Below are 5830 nucleotides of genomic sequence, written 5' to 3' on the forward strand. Positions count from 1 at the left end.
GATGATCGGCGGTGCGGGCAACGACACGTATCGCGTGGATAACCTGGGGGACTCGATTGTCGAGGCTGCGAGCCAGGGCACCGACACAGTGATCAGCTCGGTGAACTTTGCGCTGTGGCAGCACGGCCAGCACGTTGAGGACCTGACACTGATCGGAGCGGGGAATCTGTCAGGTGTTGGCAACGCGCAATCGAATGCGATTCAGGGTAACTCGGGCAACAACTGGCTCGATGGCAGTGCCGGCAACGACACTTTGACCGGAGGGTCTGGCGATGACACGTTCGCGTTCTTCAATGCGGGCGACACGGACACGATCACGGACTTCGAGGCGGGGATCGACACGATCCGGATCGGCGTCGGGGCGAGCAACTTCTCGCAGGTGACGGTGACGGATGTGGGGGCGGACACGCACCTGACCTTCGGGACCAACACCATCGTCCTGCAGAACTTCGATCACACGCTGGTGTCGGAGAGCGACTTCAGCTTCGTGTGACCGGAGGATAGGGCGAGCGCCCGGCGGAGGAGAACTCTTCGTCGCCGGGGCTTGCCGCGCTGCGACGCCTGTGCGACACGAAACGGCATGCGGACCCTCTTCCGCATGCCGTTTCTCTTTCATCGAACCCTACCAGAGATCCGATCATGGCCGCGGACACCAATCACTCCGATGCCCTTGCCAGCCTGTGCGCCCGCCTTGCAGACCGCTCCGCCGTCATCGGCGTCATCGGCCTCGGCTATGTCGGCCTGCCGCTCGCCTTGCGCTTTTCGCAGATCGGCCACCCGATCGTCGGCTTCGATGTCGATCCGGCCAAGATCGCAAGGCTCAACGCGGATCGCGGTTTTCCCCGCTATGTCGGCAACCGGCGCGAGGAGGTGCGGTTCGCCGGCCCCTTCGAGGCGACGACGGACTTCGCGCGCGCGGCCGACTGCGATGCGCTGATCATCTGCGTGCCGACGCCGCTCGGCCGCTTCCACGATCCGGACATCGGCTACATTCTCGATGCGGCCCGTGCCATCCGCCCGCATCTGCGGCGGGGGCAGGTGGTCGCGCTGGAATCGACCACGTATCCCGGCACGACCGAGGACGACATGCTGCCGGCGATGGCGCGCGAGGATCTGGTTGTCGGCGAGGACCTCTTCGTCGTCTACTCGCCCGAACGCGAGGATCCCGGCAATGCGCGCTATGGCATCCGCGAGATCCCCAAGGTGGTGAGCGGCGTCACCCCTGCGTGCCTTGCCGCGGCCGAGGCGCTCTACGGTTCGGCCGTCGACCAGCTCGTGCCGGTCTCCTCGACCCGCGTCGCCGAGATGACCAAGCTGCTGGAGAACATCCACCGGGCGGTCAATATCGGCCTCGTCAACGAGATGAAGACGCTCGCCGACCGCATGGGCATCGACATCTTCGAGGTTATCCGCGCCGCCGCCACCAAGCCCTTCGGCTTCACCGCCTTCTATCCCGGCCCCGGCGTCGGCGGTCACTGCATCCCGGTCGATCCGTTCTATCTGACCTGGAAGGCGCGCGAATACGGCCTGCACACCCGCTTCATCGAGCTGGCCGGCGAGATCAACCGCTACATGCCGGACTTCATCGTCGAGAAGCTGATGGACGCGCTGAACGGCCACCGCAAGGCGCTCAACGGCGCGAAGGTGCTGGTGCTGGGAGCGGCCTTCAAGAAGAACATCGACGACATCCGCGAGTCGCCGAGCCTGATGGTGATGGAGCGGATCGTCGCGCGGGGAGGGGAGCTCTCCTATGCCGATCCCTTCGTGCCGCAGCTGACGCTCGAAAGCGGCCACGCCTTCGCGGCCGTGGAGGCGGATGCCGAGACCATCGCGCGCCAGGACGCCGTCGTCATCGCCACCGATCACGATGCCTTCGACTACGCGATGATCCTCGACAAGGCGAAGCTGGTGGTCGACACGCGCGGCCGCTATCCGGCGAGCGAGCCGAAAGTGACGCGCGCCTGAGGCACTGCGAGACGCTGGCATGCCCGCCATGCCGGCCGTGACGATTGTATTTTTCCTGCCGGTCGGCTAACCCACGCAACGACATGTTGCGGGCGGCTCTGCGGTTCCTCGCCCGGCGACCAATTCAGAACGGGACATCTGTGATGTACGAAGCCATCGATCCGAATCCCAATTTTCCCAAGCTCGAGGAAGACATCCTCAAGTTCTGGCAGGAGAACCGGATTTTCGAAGCTTCGGTCGAGAACCGCCGCAACCAGGACGGGGCGGGCGAGTACATCTTCTACGACGGCCCTCCCTTCGCCAACGGGTTGCCGCATTACGGGCACCTGGCCACCGGCTTCGTCAAGGACCTGATCCCGCGCTACCGCACCATGCGCGGCGACTGCGTCGAGCGCCGCTTCGGCTGGGACTGCCACGGCCTGCCGGCGGAGCTGACGGCGGAGAAGGAACTCGGCATCTCGGGCCGCAACGAGATCCTCGAATACGGCATCGGCAAGTTCAACGAGCACTGCTCGGTCTCGGTCATGCGCTTCACCAACGAGTGGCGCTACTATGTCGAGCGCCAGGGCCGCTGGGTCGACTTCGAGAACGACTACAAGACCATGAACCTCTCCTTCATGGAGAGCGTGATCTGGGGCTTCAAGCAGCTCTGGGACAAGGGGCTGGTCTATCGCGGCTACCGCGTCGTGCCCTATTCCTGGGCCGTGCAGACGCCGCTGTCGAACTTCGAGACGCGCCTCGACAATTCCTATCGCGAGCGCCAGGACCCGGCGCTGACCGTCGGCTTCCTGCTCAAGGGCGAGCGCTTCGCCTCGGTGCCGACGCGCCTGCTCGCCTGGACGACGACGCCCTGGACGCTGCCGTCCAACCTTGCGCTGGCCGTGTCGCCGGATCTCGACTACGCGATCCTGGAAAAGGACGGCGTGCGCGTGATCCTCGCCGAAGCGGCGCTGGAGCGCTACGAGCGCGAATTCGGCGAGTGGCAGAAGGTCGGCACGCTCAAGGGCGCGGAGCTGGCCGGCACCGCCTACGAGCCGCTCTTCCCCTATTTCAAGGGCACCGAGAACGCCTTCGTCGTGCTTGCCGCCGATTTCGTCGAGGCCGGCGACGGCACGGGCTGCGTGCACATCGCGCCGGGCTTCGGCGAGGACGACTTCGAACTCGCGCGCGACCGCGGCATCCCGCTGGTGGTGCCGGTGGACGAGGCGGGCAAGTTCACCGCCGAGGTCGCCGACTATGTCGGCCAGAACGTCATCGAGGCGAACAAGGACATCATCCGCGACCTCAAGGCACGCGGCGACACCGTCTATCGCCACGAGACCTATCTGCACGACTATCCCCACTGCTGGCGCACGGACACGCCGCTGATCTACAAGGCGATCGACGCCTGGTACGTCGCGGTCTCGCAGTTCAAGGACCGGATGGTCGAGCTCAACCAGCAGATCGACTGGATCCCCGCGCATGTGCGCGACGGCCAGTTCGGCAAGTGGCTGGAAAACGCCCGCGACTGGAACATCTCGCGCAACCGCTTCTGGGGCTGCCCGATCCCGGTCTGGGTGAGCGACGACCCGAACCATCCGCGCATGGACGTCTACGGCTCGCTGGAGGAGCTGGAGCGCGACTTCGGCGTGAAGGTGGACAACCTGCACCGGCCGATGATCGACGAGCTGGTCCGCCCGAACCCGGACGACCCGACCGGCAAGGCGATGATGCGCCGCGTGCCGGAAGTGCTGGACGTGTGGTTCGATTCCGGCTCGATGCCCTTCGCCCAGCAGCACTATCCGTTCGAAAACAAGGAGCATTTCGAGCGGAACTTCCCGGCCGACTTCATCGTCGAATACGTCGCCCAGACCCGCGGCTGGTTCTACACGCTTATGGTCCTGTCGACGGCGATCTTCGACCGTGCGCCGTTCCGCAACGCGGTCTGCCACGGCGTGGTGCTGGACGAGAACAAGCAGAAGCTGTCCAAGCGGCTGCAGAACTATCCGGACCCGGTCGGCGTCTTCAACACCTACGGCGCCGACGCGCTGCGCTGGTACATGCTGTCTTCGCCGCTGCTGGTCGGCGGCGACCTGGCGGTGGCCAAGGACGGGCGCGGCATCGCCCAGGCGCTGCGCCAGGCGATCATCCCGATCTGGAGCGCCTATTACTTCTTCACGCTCTACGCCAATGCCGACCGGTACAAGGCGCAGGTCCGCTTCGACCAGAAGGGCCTGCTGGACCGCTATATCCTGGCCAAGACCCGCGAGCTGATCGAGAAGATCGAGGGGTCGCTCGACGCCTACGATATTCCGTCCGCCTATTCGCATGTGCCGGGCTATATCGACGCGCTCAACAACTGGTACATCCGCCGCTCGCGGTCGCGCTTCTGGGGCGAGGAGCTGAACGACGACAAGCGCGATGCGCTCGACACGCTCTACACGGTGCTGACGCACCTGATGCGCGTGCTGGCGCCGATGATGCCCTTCGTCACCGAGCGCGTCTACAAGGGCCTGACGGGCGAACTGTCCGTGCATCTGGCCGACTGGCCGGAGGCGGGCAAGATGCCGAGCGATCCGGACCTCGTGCGCCGCATGGACCTGATCCGCGACGTCTGCAACTCGGTCATGTCGCTACGCGAGGCCAAGCGCCTGCGCGCCCGCCTGCCGCTGAAGACGCTGACCGTCGCCCATGCGGACATCGAGGACCTGCGCCCGTATTCGCAGCTGATCGCCGACGAAGTGAACGTCAAGGAGCTGGTGCTGGAGGCCGATCCGCTGTCGGTCGGCGAGCACAGCCTGGTGGTCAAGCCGCAGATCGGCAAGCGCCTGGGGCAGAAGATGAAGGAGGTGATGACCGCCTCCAAGACCGGCAACTGGACGCTGCGGCCCGACGGCATCGTCGAGCTGGCCGGCGTCGAGCTGCCGCCCGAAGACTACACCATGCGCGTCATGGCGCCGGAAGGGTCGGACACCGGCCTCTTCGATGCCAGCCGCGGCGTGGTGGTCATGGACACGCGGATCTATCCGGAGCTCGAGCGCGAGGGTTATGCCCGCGACGTGGTCCGCCTGATCCAGCAGACCCGCAAGGACGGCGGGCTGCAGGTGACCGACCGCATCCGCCTCAACCTGGTCCTGCCGGAGGCGCTGGTCCAGGCGGTGGAGGAGCACCGCGCCCGCATCGCCCAGGACACGCTGGCGCTGGAGCTGACCATCGGCGGCACGCTGGACGGCGCCTACCGTGCCACCCATGAGGTCGGCGGCAGCGACATCGCCATCGAGCTCGTCAAGGCGGACGCCTGATCGCCGGCATGCGGGAACAACACTGACGAGGCCCGCGGGGACAAGTGCCCCGCGGACCTCGGCCTGGCGCAGTCCGAAGGGGACCACGACGACGGGGACAAGCGGCGAAACGAGATTGGGAGCGGTGTCTCGAAATTTCGCGCCGCCGTTCATGTATTCGGTTTTATGTGTTTGAAATAATTGGATTATTCTGGTCGAATTGCTCGCGGAAATTTCGAGACGGATTTTGCGAAAACCGCTCTCGAAATCCGCTGAAATCGAGACGGCGGAGCAAAACGGCCGGACGGCTCGAGTGATTGGGCGATGGACCTGGCCGGCGATGACCTGCCCACATCGCCGCGCGCCTCCACTTACGTTCGTGTCTCTCCGGTTCCGGGTCTTGCGACGCTCGCCGTCCGGGAAGACGCTAAGGGAAGGCTGGAGCGACAAACATACGCTGAGGGTGCCAATGGTTCCCGGCTCTCCGGCTTCGCCTGCGGTCGGGATGACGGCCGAGGGGGGCGGCGTTGCGGCTCGTCGATCCGGCCGGGATAACGGCAGAGGACGAGGCAGCGTCGTGGCTCGTCGATCCGGCCGGGATGACA

The 5830-nt window shown here is 65.5% G+C and carries 3 protein-coding genes; all 3 read left to right on the top strand.

Translation table 11 applies throughout. The annotated features are described in order from the left end of the window. The coding region (locus MNI96_RS21675; protein WP_283776627.1) for a calcium-binding protein at window positions 1–493 on the top strand (493 nt) is incomplete at its 5' end. Window positions 494–639: 146 nt separating this feature from the next. Then, window positions 640–1965: a nucleotide sugar dehydrogenase gene (locus MNI96_RS21680; protein ID WP_249696618.1), complete on the top strand. Its 1326-nt coding sequence runs from the start codon at window positions 640–642 to the stop codon at window positions 1963–1965. A 143-nt stretch (window positions 1966–2108) separates the two neighbouring features. Further along, window positions 2109–5246, top strand: coding sequence for an isoleucine--tRNA ligase (gene ileS / locus MNI96_RS21685; RefSeq protein ID WP_249696620.1), 3138 nt, complete (start codon window positions 2109–2111; stop codon window positions 5244–5246). Window positions 5247–5830: the final 584 nt, after the last annotated feature.

The organism is Stappia sp. WLB 29 (genome assembly GCF_023507705.1).
Taxonomy (GTDB): Bacteria; Pseudomonadota; Alphaproteobacteria; order Rhizobiales; family Stappiaceae; genus Stappia.